The following is an 18,852-nucleotide window of genomic DNA, read 5'->3' on the forward strand; positions in this document are numbered from 1 at the left end:
TGCCCCTCCCAGGGCTTCCTACCGGTCGGTACCTTGTGCACGATGTGCTTGCACACTTCTGTGTTGCCCACCACTGTTTCTGTCCTGGGGGAGGTCCCGCCGTGATCGAAGGCGCCGCTGTCGACACCCGTCCGACGAAGATCATGTATGTCGCCGAGGCGACCGCGCACGGCGGCCGGGACGGATATGTCACCAGTCAGGACGGCCAGATCGAGCTCAAGGTGGCGATGCCTCCGGCGCTGGGCGGGGACGGCAACGGCACCAACCCCGAGCAGCTGTTCGCGGCGGGCTACAGCGCGTGTTTCCACAACGCGCTGATCCTCGTCGGCAACCGCTCGGGCTACGACCTGACCGGCTCCACGGTCGCCGCGAAGGTCGGTATCGGCCCCAACAAGCAGCGCGGCTACGGCCTCGCGGTCGCCCTCAGCGTCTCGCTGCCGGTGGTGGACGCGGACATCGCGACGAAGCTGGTGGACGCCGCCCACGAGGTGTGCCCGTACTCGAACGCGACGCGCGGGAACATCGAGGTCACGATCGTGCTCGGCTGACCCCGGGGCACGTGCTGCAGACCACGTCGTACCGAGGAATCCAAGGCCGCACGGCCATGTTTCACTCACTGTCGCGAGCAAGTGGGTGGAGGGATCCGGACGTGGGCGTGGACGTGCACGGCACTGTGGCCGAGGGCTTCGAGCCGGTCAGGGACGCGTTCGCAGGCAACTTCGGGCTGCTCGGGGACCGGGGCGCGGCGGTGGCCGTGTACCGGGACGGGCACCGGGTCGTCGACCTGTGGGGCGGCGCCCGGGACTTCGACGGGGACGCCGGCAAGGTGCCGTGGGAGCACGGCACCGCCCAGATCGTGCGCTCGGCGACCAAGGGCGTCGCCGCCGCCGTACTGCTGCTTCTGCGCCAGCGCGGGGAGCTGGACCTGGACGCGCCGGTGGGTGAGTACTGGCCGGAGTACAAGGCGGCCGGCAAGGAGCGGACGCTGGTGCGGCAGCTGCTCGCGCACCGCGCGGGCGTGCCGGTCCTTGACCGGCCGCTCACGCCCGCGGAGGCCGCCGACCCGGACCTAGGCGCGGCCGCGGTGGCGGCGCAGGCGCCGGTGTGGGAGCCGGGCACCGACCACGGCTACCACGCACAGACGTACAGCTGGCTGACCGGTGAGCTGGTGCGGCGGGTGACCGGGCGGACCGTCGGCGAGTGGATCGCGGACGAGATCGCCGGGCCGGCCGGCGCCGAGCTGTGGCTCGGGCTCCCCGCGGCGGAGCAGGGGCGCGTGGGGCGCGTCGGGCCGGTGGCGGCGCCGGAGACCGCGGGCACGCTCCGGACCCGGCCCAAGCGCGCCGTCTCCGAGGCGTACGCCGACCCCGCATCGCTGACCCGCCGGGCGTTCGGCGCGATCAGCCCGCTCCCGGACGAGAACGACCCCGGCTACCGTGCGGCCGCCCTCCCCGCCTCCAACGGCATCGCCACCGCCGACGGCCTGGCCCGCTTCTACGCCTCCCTGATCGGCGAGGTCGACGGCGGCAGGCGGCTGTTCACCCCGGAGACCGCGGAGCTGGCCCGCACCGAGCAGTCGGCCGGCCCTGACCGGGTGCTGGTCATCTCCACCCGCTTCGGGCTCGGCTACATGCTGCACGGCAGCGCGTCCCCGCTGCTCTCCCCCGCCTCCTTCGGGCACCCGGGCCGCGGCGGCGCGCTCGCCTTCGCGGACCCCGAGTCGGGCATCGCCTTCGGCTATGTCACCAACGGCTTCCGCAAGAGCGTGACGGCAGACCCACGGGCGCAGGCGCTGGTGCGCGCGGTGCGCACGGCGCTTTCGTAACCACCGAACACGCCACCGCACGCCCCGCACGCGCCCCCGTGCGCGCCTGCGCTGCCGCACACGCCTGCGCTGTCGTACGCGCCTGCGCTGCCGTGTGCTCCCGCGCTTCTCACACGTTGATCGGGTGCGAGTGCCGCCCCGACACCGCGTCGATCTCGCCGTGCGCCTTGGACAGCAACTGCATGGCCAGTTCGTTGAGGGCGCGGGCGCCGGCGATCTCCTCGCCGACTCTGGGCTGGTTGCTGTCGGACTCGTGCCGGCTCGCGTGGCCGTGCGCCCGTACCTCGGTGCCGTCGGGCAGACGGACCAGGGCCACCGCGCGCGTGTGCGTGTCGTCCTCCAGGAACTCCATCTCGACGTGCCATCCCACAGCGGTCTTCATCATGTTCATCATGGGGTCCACCTCCGGAATCGCTGCTTCCAGGGTGCTCCCTCGGGGCCCGGGCCGTCACGTCGGCGCAGGCCCTTTCGCCTCGCTACCTGCCGTCGAAGCTGGCGAAGTACGCGGCGGCCATGTCCTCGTCGGCGTGTCCCTGGGCGGCGGCGCGGGCGAAGCGTTCGGCGGCCGCCTCGGCGACGTCCAGGCGCACGCCGTGGCTCGCGCCGGCGGCGACGATCAGCCGGGCGTCCTTCCCGGCGGTGTCCACCGCGAACGACGGCGGGGTCAGCCCGCCGTCGAGGATCAGCCCGGCCTTGGCCCGCAGGTAGCCCATGTCGAGGGGGCCGCCCGCGATCAGGTCGAAGAAGCGCTGCGGGTCCACGCCGAGACCCTGCGCCAGCGCGACCACCTCGCCGGTCGCGGCGGTGGCCGCGAGGACCCAGCTGTTGGCGACCAGCTTGAGCCGGGTCGCGGCGGCCGAGGAACCGTCGTCCCCGGTCCACACCGTGCGGGCGCCGACCGCGTCGAAGACGGGCGTGACCGTCTCCCGGCCCTGCTCGGGCCCCGCGGCCAGGACGGTGAGCTGTCCGGCCTCGGCGGGCTGGCGGGTGCCGAGGACCGGGGCGTCGTAGAAGACCAGGCCGTGCTCGCGGGCGAAGGCGGCGAGTTCGGGGATCTGGTCGAGGCCCGCGGTGGTCGACTGCACCCAGACGGCCCCGGGGCGCAGCGCGCCGGCCGCCTCGCGCATCGTCTCCAGCGCGGTGGCGCCGTCGTACAGCATGGTCAGGACGACGTCGGCGCCCTCGACGGCCTCGGCCGGTGTGTCGGTGACCTGGGCGCCGTCGGCCGCGAGGGGTTCGGCCTTGGCTCGGGTGCGGTTCCACGCGCGGACGGTGTGCCCGGCCCTGAGGAGGTTGCGGGCCATCGCGGCGCCCATGATGCCGGTGCCCAGCATGCCCACGGTCGGCTTGTCGGTCATGACGTCTCCCTGTCCTCGTACGTTCCGCAGCAAGCTTGGCGTACCGCGGGCCGGCGGGCGCGCGGCAGCGCGGCGGAAAGCGCAGGGACCCCGGTCCGGTGGCCGGGGTCCCTTGACGTCGAGCGGGCTGTCGAGCGGGCTGGGTCAGCCGTCGTTCTCCGCGGACGGGAGGTAGGCGCCCGGCACGTCGTTCGGCGCGTAGACCTTCTTGTCGCCGGGGTAGGGCTTGGTCCAGTTGTGGGTCTGGTACCAGGTGTAACGGTTCATCTGGGTGGGGTTCGCGTAGTCCGGCACGGCGTTCTTGCCGGTCAGCCGCTGGTGCTTGGCCCAGGTCTGCCACTGGGCCGCGACCGACTTCTCGGCCGCCGGGACGGAGACCGACGTCGGCGCGGCCGCCGCCTGGGCGTCCTGGGCCGCCGGGGTGTCCGAGCCGCAGCTCGGCTGCGGGTTCACGCCGAGGGTCAGCGAGGTCCGGTTCGGGACCGCGGTGAACGGCGTGTCGTCCGGCTTCTTCGTGAACGCCCCGTACATCGGGGTGGCCGCGCTGTCGAGCTGGTTCATCGGGTGCACCCCGAGGATCTGCTCGATGGTGCGGACCATGGTGATCTGCGAGTAGTAGTGGTCGTCGACCGTGCCGTGCTGGGCGTACGGGCTGATGACCTGGACCGGGGCGCGGTGGCCGTCGACGTGGTCGAGGCCGGCCTGGGAGTCGTCCTCGACGACGAAGATCGCCGAGTCCTTCCAGTACTTGCTGTGCGTGATCTCGTCGACCATCCGGCCGACCGCCAGGTCGTTGTCGGCGACCTCGGCGGCCGCGTTCGCGGGGCCGCCGGTGTGGTCGTTGGAGAACCAGAACATGTTCAGGTTCGCCGGGCCGTTCTTCTCGAAGTCCTGCTTCCAGATCTGCTCTTTGTAGATGTCCGGGACGTCGAGGTCGAACAGCGGGAAGCCCTGCACCGACACGTCGTTCAGCGAGGGGATCGCCGAGCCCGTCTTGATGGGGTAGGCGGTCTGCGCCCCGGTCGCGGCCATGTTCTTGCTGTCGCAGTACAGGTTCTGCCAGTTCGCACCGGCCGGCTTGCTCTCGTACGACTGGAACTCGCCGAAGTCCTTGACGGTCTGGCCGGCCGCCTGCGCACCGGTCCACAGGAACCCGGTCTTCTGGTGGCCGAGGACGTCGTTCTCGGTGTCGTAGCTGCGGGTGTACTCGCCTGCCGACGACTCCGTGTACTCCGGGTTGTCCGACTGCATCAGCCAGTTGTGGCCCTCGGCGGAGTTGGTGCCGATGTCGTAGAAGTTGTCGTACAGGCCGAACTGCTGGGCCAGTGCGTGCTGGTTCGGCGTGACGTTCTCGCCGAACTGGGTGAGCGCGGAGTTTCCGTTGCCCTGCGGGAGGTCGCCGAAGACCTGGTCGTAGGTGCGGTTCTCCTTGACGAGCAGGAAGACGTGCTTGATCGTCGACGGGTCGCCGATCCGCTTCGGGACCGGGACGGCCTTCTTGTCGCTGTTGCCCTTGGCCGTCTTGACCGAGTTGGACGTCCAGCCGTTCTGCTTGAACACCTTGGCGGTCTCGGACCTGACGACCTGGTCGCTCGGCAGCGTGAACTGGGTGAGGCTCGACGTGGTGTCGTGCGTGTTGTGCCCGGCGGCGTCGGGACGGAGGGCGTCGATGCCGCGGGTGTTGGCGACGACGACCTTCTTGCCGAGGGCGGTGATCCCCGACGGGAAGTAGTCGGTGGGCAGCAGACCGACGTACCGCGCGGGCTGCTGCGCGGAGGTGTAGCGGTAGACGGCGACCGCGTTGGCGCGGCCGAGGGTCACCAGGAGCCGGCCGTCGTCGGTGAGCGTCACCGCGTTCGGCTCGTAGCCGACGGACGCCTCCGGCCACGGCTGTGTGGAGATGGTCTGGACGACCTTGTCCTTGCGGGTGTCGATGACCGACACGTTGTTGTCGGCGGTGTTGGTGACGAACACCGCGCCCTTGCTCGCGTACACGGCGGTCGGGTGCAGGCCGACGTCGATGGTGTCGACGGCGGCGGACGGGTCCGCGGTGTCGATGACGCTGACCGTGCCGGTGGTGGAGGCGCCGGTCTTCGGGTTCGCCACCACGTCGGTGCCGTAGGAGTTGATGGTGGTGTCGCCGGCCTTGGCCGGGCGCCCGCCCTCGTTGCTGACGTAGAGCTTGCCGCCGACCAGGGCGATACCGCGCGGGGCGTTGCCGACCGCCCAGGTCTGCTTGATCGTGCCGGTCGCCGCGTCTATGGCGACCACCTTGTTCTCACCGTTGACCGCGGAGTACACGGTGGAGCCGTCGGCCGAGAACACGGCCGCGCCCACCAGTGCCTGCTTGGAGCCGTCGGCCGCGATCGGTACGGCCGTGGGGCTCGCGAGGGTGCCGTCGGCGTTGACGGTGAACTTCGTGTAGCCGTTGGCCTGGCCCAGCCACAGCTGCTTGCCGTCGGGAGAGTAGGTCGGGCCTTCCTGGCCGACCGCGCCGCTGCTGATGCGCAGGTTGTCGGCCGCGTTGGTGCCGATCTTCTGCGTGACCTGACCGGTCGCCAGGTCCACGACGACCAGGGAGGCGTCGCCGTCGGCGACCGAGGCCGCGAGGTGGGTGCCGTCCGGGCTGACCGTCGACGACATGATCTTGCCGTCGTTGATGACCGTACGGCTGCCGTACGGGTTGATGTATTGATCGGCGGAGACGACCTGCCCGTTGGCGGTGGTCTGGCCGACCTGCTGGGTGCCGAACTGGTACGTCGAGGCGACCGCGGTGCCCGTGACGCCGAGGGCGACCGCGATACCCGACGTGACCAGCAGGGCGCGGCGGCCGACGCGTCTGCCGAAGAGGTTGAACTGTTTCTTCTCGCTGATCCGACGCTGGCGTGTTACCTGCACGGAACTGTTCCCTTCAGTGGGTGTCGAGCAGGTCGACGTTGCCGTCGAACTGCCACAGCGGATTCGGGGCGTCGCCGGTCGGGGTCCGCACCAGGAAGTAGCCGTTGACTTCCTTGGGACCGTCGCCGTCGGCCACGAACCGCCCGTCCGAGGTGATGTCGAGCTGGTAGATCGCCGTCCCCGTGACCGCCGTGACGCCGGGGAGGTGCCAGCTCACTACGCAACGCCAGTCGTTGCCCGCGCCCTCTTGGGCGGCCTGGCCGTCGCTCTTGGTGCAGGCCGCCGTGGCCTTCAACTGCGCCTCGGTGACGGCGGGCCGGTGCAGCTGCTCGGTCTGCAGGCGGTAGAGGTGGGCGAAGACCGTGGCGAGGGACTTCTGCACCTTGTCCTGCTCGATCCCGGAGCCCGTCGACGGGGTGGCCACGGCGACCGCCCCGACGGTGACGGCGGTCAGCGCGGCCAGCGGCAGCACGCCGAGGGTGATCGCGCGGCGCCCGGAGCCGTCGTAGGCCGGGTTGGTGAAGTCCCGCCGTACGAAGAGCAGATAGGCCAGGACGGTGGCCAGCACCGCCCACGTCAGGCTCACCGCGACGCCGGTCAGGAGCGGGGCGAGCTGGGCGGGGCTGGTGAACAGGCCGTTCCAGGAGATGAAGGCGTAGCCGGGCAGGGCCAGGCGCACGGCGACGGGCAGCGGCAGCATCTGGGCGACCGACATCGCGAGCGCGACGATCGGGGGCAGCAGCAGGCCCATCGGGGAGCGGCCGAGGGCGACCGAGCCGAGCAGTCCGATAGCGGCCAGGGAGAGGGTCGGGGCGAGGGCCGCGAGCCAGGCGAGCAGGACCCGGCCGGCCGCGTCGCCGGACGACAGCAGATGGCCGTCGAGGCCGACCAGCGGCTGATCGCCGACCGACGCCAGCCCGCCGAGCGTGCTGGACGCGGCCAGTCCGGCCACCAGCAGCAGGATGACGGTGAGGCTGGCCAGCGACTTCGCCACGAAGATCCGCGCGGGCGAGCGGACCGCCACCAGCAGGTGACGCCAGGTGCCGAGCCGGTCCTCGGCGGCGAACACGTCACCGGCGACCACCGACGTCAGCAGCGGCAGCGCCCAGGTGCCCGCGAAACCGAGCATCACCAGCGGCCCGGCCCAGCCGGTCGCGTGCATCCAGCGGCCGAAGAGCGTGTCGGCGGGGAGCGTGCTCTGCTGGCTCACCCCCGCGACGAACAGCCCCGGCGCGATCCAGCAGGCGAGCACCAGCAGCCGGATCCGCCACTGCGAGACCAGCTTCACCAGCTCGAAGCGGTAACCGCGCGACACCGGGACACGACGGGCGCGGGCGGGTTCGGTACCGGCGGGTTCGGTGCCGGCGGGAGCGGTGGCGGTGGTCATCGGCCGGCCTCCTGGTGCTCGGTGAGGGCGAGGAACGCGGCTTCGAGCGGGGATACGACGGGGGCGAGTTCGCGCACCGCGACACCCGACCGCACGACCTCCGCGACGAGTTCGTCGAGGGCGGGCACCAGGGCGCGTACGACGAGCACGTCGGGGTCGTGCCGCAGGCCGAGGCCGGTGTGGTCGGAGATCCGGATGCCGGCCGTGCCGGCGGCCAGCCGGCGCGCGGCCTCGGGATCGGAGGTGCGCAGCCGGTAGTCGAGTTCGCGGTTCTCGGCGGCCAGTTTGTTCAGCGGGCCGGAGAAGACGACGCGTCCGGTGGCGAGGATGGTGACCTCGGAGCACAGCGCCTCCAGGTCGTCCATCCGATGGCTGGAGAGCACCACGCCGGTGCCCTCGGCGGCGAGCCGGGTGAGGACGCCGTGCACATGTCTCTTGCCGGCCGGGTCGAGGCCGTTGGCGGGCTCGTCGAGCACGAGCAGCCGGGGCCGGGTGAGCAGGGCTGCGGCGAGCCCGAGCCGCTGGCGCATGCCGAGGGAGAAGCCGCGGGTCTTGTCGTCGGCGACATCGGTGAGCCCGACCTCGGCGAGCACGTCGTCGATCCCCGCGGTCCCCGCCGTCCCTGTGCCGAGACCGCGGAGCGCGGCCAGCGCGGCGAGGTTCTGCCGGGCGGTCAGCGAGGGGTAGAGACCGGGCGCGTCCACGAAGCCGGCGACGCCGTCGGGGGCGGCGAGCGCCCGCTCGACCGGGGTGCCCAGGATCTCCAGCCGGCCGCCGTCGGCGACGGCCAGCCCCAGCAGCAGCCCGAGCAGGGTCGTCTTGCCGGCGCCGTTCGGCCCGACCAGACCGTGGATCTGGCCTCGTGTCACGTCGAGGTCCACGGCGTCCAGCGCCACGACGTCACCGAAGCACTTGGTGATCCCACGGGCCCGGACTGCGTGAGGTGTGTCCATGAGTCCCATGCGTCCCTTCTTCCGCGATCCGCAGGGACTTTATGGAGAACACACAACCCAGGCACAGACGAATGGCTGAACGCCCGTCGAACGGTTCGTCAAGGCAACGGCAAGTCGGCCGAGAAGGAGGTGGATTCCGGCCGAACCCGGTCAACGCATGGACACTCCGGAGTCGTATGGGGTAGCGCGCGGTGGCACAACTGAGGGGGCGCCTTCCTTGGCCTGGCCTCTCGACCGGAGCCAGAGGACGGCCAGTTGTCCGCCTCGTACATGGAGTTCCGCGCTACGGAGGGAACCGCGAGGAGACATGAACGCGTCACCGCCGACGAGTGGCTGACGAGGCAGGACGCCGTAGGGCGTCTTCCGGATCCCTTCCGAGGACTGCGAGGGCGGCGTGAAGGAACTTCGGGGAAGCGGAGAAGAGGGACAGCTGCTCGGCGGGGTACCGGCGCCGGACACCGGGCCGGAGACCGGGCCGGACACCGGTGTGTCGGCCGGAGGGCCCTCGGGGACGTCGTCGGATGCCGCGGGGACCGGGCGTCCGCCACCGCCCGCTGCTCCGCGGTGCGGGGGTGCACGCGGGCAAGGGGTGCCGGGCCCGGCCACGTTCCGCCACCGGCTCCTTCCCGCCGTGGTGGCGTCGCTGGCCGCGATGACGCTGGCGGTGTCCTGCGCGGACTCGTCCGCCCCGCACCGTCGTTCACCCGCCGCGAAGCAGGCGCCTGCCGAGAGCGCCTCCGCGGGCACCCGAGCCGAGAGCGCCGAGACCGGCGAGAACTGCGATCGGCTGCGGTCGCTGAAGCCGCCGGACCACATGCCGGAGCCAGGCGGCCGGATGCCGAGCGGTACGGCGATGGAACGGATCGTCGCTCGCGGCCGGCTGATCGTGGGAGTGGACCAGAACAACTATCTCTTCGGCTACCGCGACTCCGACACCGGACAGCTGAGCGGGCTCGACATCGACCTCGTACGGGAGATCTCCCGCGCCCTGTTCGGGCGGCCGGACCGGGTGCAGTTCAAGACGGTGCCGTCCGCACGGCGCATCGAGATACTGGAACGCGGCGAGGTCGACCTGGTCGCCCACTCCATGACGATCACCTGCGAGCGCATGGAGCGGGTGCTGTTCAGCAGCGACTACCTCGATTCCGGCCAGCGTGTCCTCGTCCCCGACACCTCCCCGGTGAAGAACCTGGCGGATCTCGCCGGGCAGAAGGTGTGCACGGCCAAGGGCTCCACCTCGCTGGACGAGTTGCGCCGCGCCCGCCCGAAAGTGCGGCCGGTGGCCGTCGCCGACTGGACCGACTGCCTCGTGCTGCTCCAGCTGGGCGCCGTGGCCGCCGTGTCGACCACCGACAACGTCCTCGCCGGACTGAGCGCCCAGGACCCCACCACCCGCATCACCGGCCCGCGGTTCACCTACGAACCGCACGGCATCGCCGTCGCGAAGAAGTCGCCGGAACTCGTCCGCTTCGTCAACGGCGTACTCGCCCGCCTGCGCTCCACCGGCAGGCTCCGCGCCCTGCACGAACGGTGGTTGGGCACCTACGGGGACTTCTACCCGCCCGCACCACGCTACCGCGCCTGACAACGCCCGCGCCCCCAGGGCCTCCGCCAGCGATCGCACGAAGTCGTCGATGTCCAGGCCCGATGTCCAAGGCCCGATGTCCAGGCCAGATGTTCAAGGCCCGATGCGACGGTCGCCTCTGCGGGCTCCGAGCCCGCGGCCGGTCCTGATACGGATCCACCAGCCGGACCGGTCACGGGGCGGCTGCGGCACCCCGCCCGCACTCGGCCGACCCCCGTTCCCCCGCCGCTCAACCGGCGTGCAGCAGCAACCCGATCCCGACGACCACCAGACCGGCCGCCGCGATCCTGGGCGCCCCGAACCGCTCCTTGAAGAAGACCGCTCCGATGGCCGCCCCGACGATGATCGACGACTCGCGCAGCGCGGCGACCGGCGCGAGTTCAGCGCGGGTCTGTGCCCACAGGACCAGTCCGTAGGCGAAGACGGACAGCAGGGCGCCGAACAGCCCCAGGGCCGCGAACGGGCGGGCCGCGGTGAGCAGTTCGCCGCGTCTGCGGTACAGGGCGTATGCCGGGATCACGAGGCCTTGCAGGGCCATCAGCCAGGCGATGTAGCCCACGGAGGATCCCGAGGCCCGGACCCCGAGGCCGTCCAGGACGGTGTACGCGGCGATCGTCAGGCCGGTGGCGAGGGCGGCCCCGATCGCCGTCCAGTCGGGGCGGCGGCCGCGCAGCCCCCACAGGGCGACCCCGGTGAGCCCGGCGCAGGACACGGCGATGCCCGCGGCCGCCGGGGCGTCGGGCACCTCGTGCGCGAACACGGCGGCGAACAGCGTCACCAGCAGCGGGGCGGTGCCGCGCGCGATCGGGTACGCCTGCCCGAAGTCCCCGAGCCGGAAGGAGAGCATCAGCAGCGCGAAGTAGGCGACGTGGATGACCGCGGAGGCGATCAGATACGGCCATGCGCCGGCCGCCGGTGCGGCGCAGAACGGCATCAGCAGCAGCCCGATCAGCACGCCTCCGCCGGCGATCAGCGAGGAGCCGACGAGTTTGTCGGTGATCCGGTGGGCGATGGCGTTCCAGCTGGCGTGCGTGACCGCGGCGAGCAGGACGGCCGCTGTGACCAGTGGGGTCACGCGGTGGGCTCGCGCACGTCCACGACGGTGGCGCCGGCGTGCTCCACGAGGGCGGCGGGCGCGATCGGGAAGACGGCGTGGGGGTTGCCGGCCGCGGCCCACACCAGGTCGTGCCGCAGCAGTGCCCGGTCGGCGAGCACGCGCGTGCGTGTCCGGTGCCCGAAGGGCGGCACGCCACCGATGGCGTAGCCGGTCGCCTCGCGTACGACGTCCGCCTTGGCCCGGGTCACCTTCCCGGCGCCGAGTTCCTTGCGGACCAGTTCCACGTCGGCCCGGGAGGCGCCGTCCATCAGCACCAGCACCGGCACCCCGTCGGCCGCGAAGATCAGTGACTTGCAGATCTCGCTCAGTTCGCACCCGACCGCAGCGGCGGCCTCGGCCGCGGTACGGGTCGCGTCCGGGAACCGCCGGATCCGCGAGGTCAGCTCCCCGAGGCCCAGCTCCTCCAGGGCGGCGGCGAAACGAGGATGGGCACCGGAGCCCCCGGCATCGGCGTCAGTGGCGGCTGTCGTCGTCATGGGGGCACGCTAGCCAAGCCGGGGAAGTGACGGCGAGTGGTTAACGCGGGGCGCGGCGCCGAGGCGGTCACGGCACGAGGAGGCCGGTGAGGGCGCCCCGTCCCCACGGACCCTCACCGGCGGTCTGTCATGCGCCCTGCGTCAGGCGCGTACCAGCTCCCGGTCCTCGTCGTCCTTGCCGGCGTTCTTGTCGGACAGGGCGCGCAGGCCCTCGCCCTCGACGTCGACGTTGGGCAGCGCGCGGTCCAGCCACTTCGGCAGCCACCAGGCGCGCTTGCCGAGCAGCGCGAGCACCGCCGGGACGATCGCCATCCGGACGATGAACGCGTCGAAGAAGACGGCGATGGCGAGGCCGAAGCCGATCATCTTGATCATGGACTCGCTGGACGTGATGAAGCCGCTGAAGACGGACATCATGATGATCGCGGCGGCGGCCACGACCCGCGAGCTGTGCCGGAAGCCGGTCACCACGGCCTGGCCGGGCGTCTCGCCGTGGACGTACGCCTCCCGCATCCGGGTCACGAGGAACACCTCGTAGTCCATGGCGAGACCGAAGACCACGCCCACCATGAAGATCGGCATCATCGACATGATGGGGCCGGTCTGCTCGACGCCGAGCAGGCCGCCGAGCCAGCCCCACTGGAAGACCGCGACGACGGCGCCGAGCGCGGCGAGCACGCTGAGCAGGAAGCCGAGGGCCGCCTTCAGCGGGACCAGGACGGAGCGGAAGACCGCGATCAGGAGGAGGAAGGCGAGGCCGACCACCAGCGCCAGGTACGGGACCAGCGCGTCGTTGAGCTTCTGCGAGAAGTCGATGTTCATCGCGGTGGTGCCGGTGACCAGGACCTGCGCGCCGGTGTCGGCCTTGACGCCGGCGCCCTGGTCGCGGATGGCGTGCACCAGGTCCTCGGTCTGCACCGAGGACGGCTTGGAGTCCGGGATCACCGTGATCGTCGCGGTGTCGCCGGCCTTGTTGAACGCCGCCGGGGTCACCGTCACGACGTCCTTCAGACCCTTGATCTCGTCGGCCACCTTGGTGGCCGCGGCCTTGGGAGCGTCACTGTCCTTGGCGTCGACCACGATCATCAGGGGCCCGTTGAAGCCGGGGCCGAAGCCCTCCGACAGCAGGTCGTACGCCCGGCGCTGGGTGGTGGACGTGGGCTGCGAGCCGTCGTCGGGCAGGCCCAGTTCCAGCTGGGAGGCCGGGAGGGCGATCGCGCCCAGTCCGACCACGCCGAGCAGCAGCACGGCTGCCGGACGGCGGACCACGAAGCTCGCCCAGCGGGCGCCGAGGCCGGGCTTGTCCTGCCGGGTGGCATGGGCGTGCGGCCGGCGCTTCTCGCCCGCGGCCCTGACCCGCCGGCCCGCGTATCCGAGCATCGCCGGGATCATGGTCAGCGCGATGAGGACGGAGACCACGACCGTGCCCGCCGCCGCGAGGCCCATCTTCGTCAGCATCGGCACGCCGACGACCGAGAGGCCCGCCAGCGCGATCACGACCGTGAGGCCCGCGAAGACCACCGCCGAGCCGGCCGTGCCGGTGGCGCGGCCGACCGCTTCCTCGCGGTCGCGGCCCTCGGCCAGTTCGCCGCGGTAGCGGGAGACGATGAACAGCGCGTAGTCGATGCCGACCGCGAGACCGATCATCAGCGCCAGTGTGGAGGTGGTGTCACCGAGGTCGAGCGTCTTGGCGAGGGCGGTGATGGTGGAGACGCCGATGCCGACGCCGATGATCGCCGTCAGCAGCGGCAGTCCGGCCGCGACCAGTGAGCCCAGGGTGATGACGAGCACCACGGCGGCGATGGCTAGACCGATGGCCTCGCCGGCGCCTCCCGCCTCGGCCCCGGCCTGGAGCGCGTCACCGCCGACATCCACGGTCAGCCCGGCGTCGCGCGCCTGCTGGGCGGCGGCCTCCAGGGCGTCGCGGGAGGAGTCCTTCAGCTCTGTGCCGGAGACCTCGTACTTCACCGAGGAGTAGGCGACGGTCCCGTCCTTGCTGACGGCGTTCGCCTTGTACGGGTCGGCGACGGAGACCACCTCGGAGCCGTCGGCCAGTTCCTTCACGGTCTTCTTGACGGTCGCCTTGTTGAGCTTGTCCGTCATCTTCTCGCCGGCCGGCGCCTTGAAGACCATACGCGCGGTCGCGCCGTCGGAGCTGGAGCCGGGGAAGCGCTGGTCCAGCAGGTCGAAGGCCTTCTGGGCCTCGGTTCCGGGGATGGAGAAGGAGGTGTTGCCGGCGGCGGGGGCACTGGCCGCGCCGACGCCCGCCAGCGTCAGCAGCGCCACCCATATGAGGGCGACGAAGTGCCGGCGCCGAAAGGCGAGCCGGCCCAGTTTGTAGAGGAACGTGGCCACGAGGGCGTACTCCCGGTCAGGTCGTGGGGTTTTCAGGGCAGGGGTGATCGGCCTGGTGGGGAGCAGGCGTGATCGGCCCGACGACGTGAGCGAAGGCGTCAGGTGGGCTGGCTGTGGGGAGTCGTCAGCAGGTGACGGGTGCGCCGAGGGCGGGGAGCACCACGGCGTCGATGTAGGACAGCACGAAGGTCTGCGTCGGCGGCTGCTCGTCGATCAGGGTGCGAGCGGCGAATCCGCCGATCATCATGTGCATCAGGAATTCGATCGCCGGATTGTCCGCACGGATCTCGCCCCGGTCGACCGCCCGTTGCAGCACTTGGCGGAACTGAGCCATCTCGGGCTCGATCAGATGCTCCTTGAACGCCTTCAGGAGGTCCGGGTTGCCGTGGACCGCCATGGCGAGCGCGCGCATCAGCGCGGAGTTCTGCTCCATCTCGCAGTCGTCCGAGCGCATCGTGAGAGCGTGCAGGTCGCCACGGAGCGACCCGGTGTCGATCTCGTCGATCGCGGCACCCGGCTTCTGGTACCGCACCGCCTTGGCCACCAGCTCGGCCTTGCCACCCCACTGGCGGTAGAGGGTGGCCTTGCTGGACTTGGTGCGGGCGGCGACGGCGTCCATGGTGAGGGCGTCGTAGCCGACCTCACGGAGCAGGTCGAGCACGGCCTCGTACAGCTCGGCCTCGCGCTCGGGCGTGATCCGACTGCGACGCGCCGTTGCGACCTCAGTCATGCCACTCACCCTTCACTGCTCCATCGGCATCTTCGTGTGTACATCTCGAAGATACCCCGCGATCTACAGAAACGAAACCGTTTCGTACGTGTGCTGTCTCACGTGACGGGGAAATCCGTGAGTTCCCACGAGTTGCTGGCCCCCCTCCCCCGGAAAAGCATGGGGAGGTGAGCTATCTGCGCCTGCCGCACCTCCACGGTGATCTGTTGTGCTTCGTGGCCGAGGACGACCTCTGGCTGACCTCGCTCGGCACCCCGGGCCGCGCCTGGCGGCTCACCGTCGACCGCACCAAGGTCGGCCACCCTCGTTTCTCGCCGGACGGCCGTCGGATCGCGTACACGAGCTGGCGCAGCCTGGTGCCCGAGATCCACCTGGTCGACGTCGACGGCGGTCCCGGTCAACAGCTGACGTACTGGGGCAGCGCCGACACCCAGGTGTGCGGCTGGACTCCGCCCGACGCGGAAGGCAGAGCCGACATCCTGGCGGTCGCCTCGCACGGGCAGCCCTTCTCCTATTTCACCTGGGCCTACAAGGTCTCCCCCGACGGCGACCCGGGCCGCAAGCTGCCCTGGGGACCGGTCGCCGACATCCAGGTCGCCGACATCGCGGACGAACGCAGGACCCTGCTGCTCACCGGCACCCCACCGCACGAACCGGCCGGCTGGAAGCGCTACCGGGGCGGCGCCATGGGCCGGCTGTGGCTGCACGGGCAGCGGCTGCTCGAAGGCATCGGCGGCCATCTGTGCTCCCCGATGTTCGTCGGCGGCCGGATCGCCTTCCTCTCCGACCACGAGGGCGTCGGCAACCTCTACTCCTGCGCCCACGACGGCTCCGACCTGCGCCGGCACACCGACCACGACGCCTTCTACGCCCGGCACGCCGCCAGCGACGGAACCAGGGTCGTCTACCAGTGCGCGGGCGACCTGTGGCTGGTCGACGACCTCGGCCCGGACGCGGCACCGCGCAGGCTCGACGTACACCTCTCCGGGCCCCGGGCGGGGCGCCGCCCCTACCAGGTGCCGGCCGCCCAGCACGTCGACGGTGTCTCGGTCGACGAGACGGGCCGGGCCAGCGCCGTCGTCGTACGCGGCAGCCTGTACTGGCTCACCCATCGCGACGGCCCGGCCCGCACCATCGCCGACACGCCGGGGGTACGGGTGCGGCTCCCGGAGATGCTCGGCTCGACCGGGCAGATCGCGTACGTCACGGACGCCGGGGGCGAGGACGCCGTCGAGATCGCCCACCTGCCCCGGGCGACCGGCGCCCGCCCACCGCGCCGGCTGGCCTCCGGCCGACTGGGCCGGGTGCTCGAACTGGTCTCGGACCCACTGGGCGAACGGCTGGCCGTGGCGGCACACGACGGCCGGCTGCTGCTCATCGACGTGGCCGAGGAGGTTGAGGTCGTCGAGGGTTCTGCCGATTCCGTCGACTCCGTCGATTCTGTTGATTCTGTTGACGGCATTGACGGCATTGACCAGGTTGATGCCGCCGAGCCTTCCGACGTTGACTCTGTTGACGGCGTGGGCTCCGACGACGTGGTCACCGAGTTGATCCAGTCGATCAACGGACCCGTCCGTGATCTGGCTTTCTCGCCCGACGGATCATGGTTGACCTGGTCGCATCCAGGCATCGGCCGTTCGCTGCGGCAGATCAAGATGGCCCGCATCAGCGACCGGCTCGTCATCGACGTCACCAACGGCCGCTTCGAGGACGAGAACCCGGTCTTCACCCGCGACGGCCGCTACCTCGCGTTCCTCTCCTGGCGTGGCTTCGACCCGGTGTACGACGTCCACACCGGCGACCTGTCGTTCCCGCTCGGCTGCCGCCCCTACCTGGTCCCGCTCTCCTCGGCGACCCCCTCCCCCTTCGCCCTCAACCCGGACGGACGCCCGGCCGCCGGAGGCCTGGACCCCGTCGAGGACGAGGAAGAGCCCGGCGACGGCAGCGCGGTGACGGTCGAGGTGGAGGGCCTGGAGAGCAGGGTGACCCCGTTCCCGGTCACCGCCTCCAAGTACTCGGCGCTGTATCCGGTCGCGGGCGGCGGGCTGGTCTGGCTGCGCTGGCCGATCTCGGGCGCGCTGGGCGAGACCTTCGTCAACCCGGCCGACACCAGCGGCCGGCCGACCCTTGAGTACTTCAACATCAGCAAGGCGAAGAAGTCCGAACTCGTCGACCACCTCGACTGGTTCACACTCAGCGGCGACGGCAGCCGGCTGGTCGTGGTCGACGAGGGCGAGCTGCGGGCCGTTCCGTCGACCGAGTCCGGCGACGGCGACACGACCGTCTGGATCGACCTGCGCCGCATCCTGCACGAGGTCGACCCGCCCGCCGAGTGGCGCCAGGCGTACGCCGAGGCCGGCCGCCTCATCCGCGACTACTTCTGGGACCCGGGGATGTGCGGCATCGACTGGAACGGCGTGCTCGACCAGTACCGCCCGCTGGTCGAACGGGTCGCCTCCCCCGACGAGTTCGCCGACCTGCTGCGCGAGGTCCTCGGCGAACTGGGCACCTCGCACGCCTACGTCGCCCCGGCCCGCCGCAACGAGGGCCCGCCGCACTACCAGCGCCTCCAGGGCCTGCTCGGCGCCAACTTCGTACGCCGGGACGGCGGCTGGACGGTCAAGCGGATCCTGCCCGGCGACTCCTCCGACTCCAAGGCGCGGTCCCCGCTCGCGGGCACCGGCATCCGGGAGGGCGCGGTCCTCACCCACGTGGACGGCAGGCCGGTGGACCCGGTGACCGGGCCGTTCCCGCTGCTCGCGGGGGCGGGGGCCACGACGGTGGAGCTGACGTTCACCCCGGGCGAGGGCGAGTCGGGACCGCCGCGCCGGGTCGCCGTCCTCCCACTGATCGACGAACGGCCGCTGCGCTACCAGGACTGGGTGGCCAAACGCCGTGAGGTGGTACGGGAGATGAGCGGCGGCAAGTGCGGCTACCTGCACATCCCGGACATGGGCGGCTCGGGCTGGGCCCAGTTCAACCGCGATCTGCGGATGGAGGTCTCCCGGCCGGCGCTCATCGTCGACGTGCGCGGCAACGCGGGCGGCCACATCAGCGAACTCGTCGTGGAGAAGCTCACCCGGACCATCCTCGGCTGGGACCTGACGAGGAACGCCCAGCCGGTGTCGTACGCCTCCAACGCCCCGCGCGGCCCGATCGTCGCGCTCGCCGACGAGGCCACCTCCTCCGACGGCGACATGATCACCGCCGCGATCAAGCTGCTGAGGCTCGGCCCGGTCGTCGGGCAGCGCACCTGGGGCGGAGTTGTCGGCATGACCGGCCGTCACCGCCTGGGCGACGGCACGGTGATCACGGTGCCGATGAACGCGGCCTGGTTCGAGGACTACGGCTGGTCCGTCGAGAACCACGGCGTCGCCCCCGACCTGGAGGTCCTGCGCACCCCCCTGGACTGGGCGGAGGGCCGCCACGTCGAGATGGACGACGCGATCCAACTCGCCCTGGACCTCCTCACCGACCACCCGGCAGCGGTCCCCCCGGACCACAGCGAGGTCCCGAACCACTCCCGCCCAAAACTGCCGCCGAGGTCGGCGTCCCCTTGACACGGGTGCGCGAGGGCACCCCGGCCGACGCCGGCCGGGGTGCCCAGGAGCGGGTTCAGCAGCCGGAGGAGGAGGTGTAGGAGGCGTTCCGCCAGGCGCCGTTGAGGGAGATCTGGTAGATGCCGCCGACCCGGCGGAAGGTCACATCGTGTTCGGTGCCGTCGTACACGATGTCCCTGCTGTTGCCCTGATCGGTGAGCCACTGGTCGGCGGTGCCCATGGTCTTGGGGCCGGCGCTGCCGTCCTTCTCCAGGCTTCCCGTGTCCGAGTAAATGCCGAACTTTGCCTGCCAGCCCTTCGTGGCCGCGGTGGTGTTGGGCCCGTAGTCGCAGTCGACGCCGGAGGCGGGCAGGAGCCCGTCGGCCCACAGGATCTGCTGCCACAGGGCGGTCGCCAGGCTGGTGCGGTGCGAGGACGAGTCCAGGGGGCCTTCGTCCCCGAAGTCGTCCTGCACACTGCCACCCCAGCCGCCGCCGACCACGTACCCCTGGCTGACGGACGCGGTGGCCGCCGGAGCGACGGAGACCGCCCCTGCCGTCAGCGCCGCGGTCGCCATCGCCGCGGCCAGCACCTTCCGTGAAGAAAACGCGATCATGACTTTCCTTCCT

14 protein-coding genes are annotated in these 18,852 nt (G+C 71.4%); 4 read left to right on the forward strand and 10 right to left on the reverse strand.

The window, feature by feature from the left end:
* Positions 1 to 101 precede the first annotated feature (101 nt).
* Together KVT45_RS24600 and KVT45_RS24605 are read left to right on the forward strand one after the other, a co-directional pair.
* Positions 102 to 548, forward strand: a complete 447-nt coding sequence (locus KVT45_RS24600) for an organic hydroperoxide resistance protein (protein ID WP_308310850.1) — start codon at positions 102 to 104, stop codon at positions 546 to 548.
* A 107-nt stretch (positions 549 to 655) separates the two neighbouring features.
* Positions 656 to 1,825, forward strand: a complete 1,170-nt coding sequence (locus tag KVT45_RS24605; RefSeq protein ID WP_217551016.1) for a serine hydrolase domain-containing protein — start codon at positions 656 to 658, stop codon at positions 1,823 to 1,825.
* 109 nt (positions 1,826 to 1,934) lie between these two features.
* Here the strand turns inward: KVT45_RS24605 and KVT45_RS24610 are convergent, their stop codons facing one another.
* The 5 genes from KVT45_RS24610 to KVT45_RS24630 all read right to left on the reverse strand — a co-directional run bounded on the left by KVT45_RS24610 (position 1,935) and on the right by KVT45_RS24630 (position 8,421).
* On the reverse strand, positions 1,935 to 2,210 hold the full coding sequence (locus KVT45_RS24610; RefSeq protein WP_217551018.1) for a DUF1876 domain-containing protein: 276 nt from the start codon (positions 2,208 to 2,210) through the stop codon (positions 1,935 to 1,937).
* 91 nt (positions 2,211 to 2,301) lie between these two features.
* Positions 2,302 to 3,183 (reverse strand): NAD(P)-dependent oxidoreductase, encoded by an 882-nt coding sequence (locus KVT45_RS24615; RefSeq protein ID WP_217550899.1) that lies wholly within the window; start codon positions 3,181 to 3,183, stop codon positions 2,302 to 2,304.
* 144 nt (positions 3,184 to 3,327) lie between these two features.
* Positions 3,328 to 6,081: an alkaline phosphatase family protein gene (locus KVT45_RS24620; protein WP_217550901.1), complete on the reverse strand. Its 2,754-nt coding sequence runs from the start codon at positions 6,079 to 6,081 to the stop codon at positions 3,328 to 3,330.
* Positions 6,082 to 6,094: 13 nt separating this feature from the next.
* Positions 6,095 to 7,468, reverse strand: a complete 1,374-nt coding sequence (locus KVT45_RS24625) for an ABC transporter permease (protein ID WP_217550903.1) — start codon at positions 7,466 to 7,468, stop codon at positions 6,095 to 6,097.
* Positions 7,465 to 8,421 carry an ABC transporter ATP-binding protein gene (locus KVT45_RS24630; protein WP_217551020.1) on the reverse strand — a complete coding sequence of 319 codons (957 nt, stop codon included), beginning with the start codon at positions 8,419 to 8,421 and terminating at the stop codon, positions 7,465 to 7,467. The genes KVT45_RS24625 and KVT45_RS24630 overlap by 4 nt, the downstream gene beginning before the upstream one ends.
* 589 nt (positions 8,422 to 9,010) lie before the next feature.
* Between KVT45_RS24630 and KVT45_RS24635 the strand changes: the two genes are divergently transcribed.
* A complete protein-coding gene (locus tag KVT45_RS24635) occupies positions 9,011 to 10,006 on the forward strand; it encodes a glutamate ABC transporter substrate-binding protein (RefSeq protein WP_308310851.1) in 996 nt (331 codons plus the stop codon).
* A gap of 229 nt (positions 10,007 to 10,235) precedes the next feature.
* Here KVT45_RS24635 and KVT45_RS24640 read toward each other — a convergent pair whose 3' ends face one another.
* The 4 genes from KVT45_RS24640 to KVT45_RS24655 form a co-directional block, all read right to left on the reverse strand.
* Positions 10,236 to 11,081, reverse strand: coding sequence for a DMT family transporter (locus KVT45_RS24640; protein WP_217550905.1), 846 nt, complete (start codon positions 11,079 to 11,081; stop codon positions 10,236 to 10,238).
* Positions 11,078 to 11,599 carry a YbaK/EbsC family protein gene (locus tag KVT45_RS24645; RefSeq protein WP_217550907.1) on the reverse strand — a complete coding sequence of 174 codons (522 nt, stop codon included), beginning with the start codon at positions 11,597 to 11,599 and terminating at the stop codon, positions 11,078 to 11,080. The genes KVT45_RS24640 and KVT45_RS24645 overlap by 4 nt, the downstream gene beginning before the upstream one ends.
* Positions 11,600 to 11,740: 141 nt before the next feature.
* Positions 11,741 to 13,954, reverse strand: a complete 2,214-nt coding sequence (locus tag KVT45_RS24650; protein ID WP_217550908.1) for an MMPL family transporter — start codon at positions 13,952 to 13,954, stop codon at positions 11,741 to 11,743.
* Positions 13,955 to 14,078: 124 nt separating this feature from the next.
* Entirely contained in the window at positions 14,079 to 14,684 is a 606-nt protein-coding gene (locus KVT45_RS24655; RefSeq protein ID WP_217550910.1) for a TetR/AcrR family transcriptional regulator, read from the reverse strand.
* Between the two features lie 167 nt (positions 14,685 to 14,851).
* Between KVT45_RS24655 and KVT45_RS24660 the strand changes: the two genes are divergently transcribed.
* Complete coding sequence (locus KVT45_RS24660; RefSeq protein WP_217550912.1) at positions 14,852 to 18,244, forward strand: S41 family peptidase; 3,393 nt, start codon at positions 14,852 to 14,854, stop codon at positions 18,242 to 18,244.
* Between the two features lie 55 nt (positions 18,245 to 18,299).
* On the opposite strand, the gene KVT45_RS24665 is transcribed toward KVT45_RS24660, so the two are convergent.
* Positions 18,300 to 18,839, reverse strand: a complete 540-nt coding sequence (locus tag KVT45_RS24665) for a peptidoglycan-binding protein (protein ID WP_217550914.1) — start codon at positions 18,837 to 18,839, stop codon at positions 18,300 to 18,302.
* Between the last annotated feature and the right edge of the window lie 13 nt (positions 18,840 to 18,852).

The sequence above is a fragment of the Streptomyces sp. GbtcB6 genome (assembly GCF_019091475.1).
GTDB lineage: Bacteria > Actinomycetota > Actinomycetes > Streptomycetales > Streptomycetaceae > Streptomyces > Streptomyces hyaluromycini.